At 54.7% G+C, this 1,005-nt stretch carries 1 protein-coding gene and 1 pseudogene; one reads left to right on the forward strand and one right to left on the reverse strand.

Annotated features, from left to right (window positions below; translation table 11 throughout):
- Window positions 1-406 (reverse strand): annotated as a pseudogene (locus P7F28_RS01610) (6-bladed beta-propeller); the annotation flags it as partial.
- A gap of 159 nt (window positions 407-565) precedes the next feature.
- On the opposite strand from P7F28_RS01610, the gene P7F28_RS01615 reads away from it, so the two are divergent.
- Window positions 566-991 carry a hypothetical protein gene (locus P7F28_RS01615; protein ID WP_277182667.1) on the forward strand — a complete coding sequence of 142 codons (426 nt, stop codon included), beginning with the start codon at window positions 566-568 and terminating at the stop codon, window positions 989-991.
- Window positions 992-1,005 lie beyond the last annotated feature (14 nt).

Consider the following 1,005-nt stretch of genomic DNA (forward strand, 5'->3'; position numbering starts at 1 on the left):
CCTGAGGATCGATCTTCACCGTATGCGCAAACGACCACGCATAGAGGTTATGGCCGATCTCGCGCACAAAACGCCCGTTACGATCGAATTCGAGCAACTGCGCTGCTGCCGCGCCATAGGCCGGTCCCGTGCTGTTCCCACGTGACAGCACGAAGATATGTCCCGCAGAATTCACCGATACACCCGAGCATTCGCCGAAGTACATGTCCTGTGGCAAACGGACGGGATCGGGTACGGAATCGTAGGCGAGCGTCGGTATGGATTCGTCGGCGTAGGCGAGATGCGGAAACATCGCGAGTGCCGCTGCGCTTTGCGATGCCATCGCCAGAAAGCGACGGCGCGTCATAGCGCCGGATCGCATGTCGCAGCAACATGCGCAGTAGATCGAATGTTCAGGGCGCATCATGTACCCTCCTTTTGTTCGCCGCTAAGTGTTCACCACTAAGGCTTCAGGTCATGGCGAGAAAAGTTTAGTGATTTATTTAAGCATGCGCTTGACAACGTCAAAGCGCCTTTCAATGCTGAAAGCAATACGCCTTAACCGATAAACCGGCAGAGGAAACCAATGACTCAAGCCTGGCAATACCAAATCCGCTTACGCCTTGCGCCGCCCTATGCGGACATGGCGCGCAAAGATCCCGCGAACGAAAAGCTCAAGGATTTGACCGACCTTCTGACACGTCATCACGCCGCATTGAAATGCCAGTTCGATGCCTTCGCCGACTATGTTTCCGAAGCCGAACGCAATGGCGTCGAGCACTATCCGCTTTATCGATGGACCCGCGAGACCATCGAAAATCCTGCTAAGAAGGCCAAATATCTCGAAGCGTTCACGCTCTACGTGAATGGCGAAGAGGTCTATGACAAGGCCTTGGCTGATGCTCTGGAAACGGACCTTCGCGCCTTAAAAACCGATGCCATTTCGGATATTCGCAAGCTCGACACGAACCCTGCGAATAGCCCGCAACCGCCTGCCTACGACAAGCCCTGAATTCATGCGACGAA

The sequence above is a fragment of the Caballeronia sp. BR00000012568055 genome (assembly GCF_029439455.1).
Classification (GTDB): domain Bacteria; phylum Pseudomonadota; class Gammaproteobacteria; order Burkholderiales; family Burkholderiaceae; genus Caballeronia.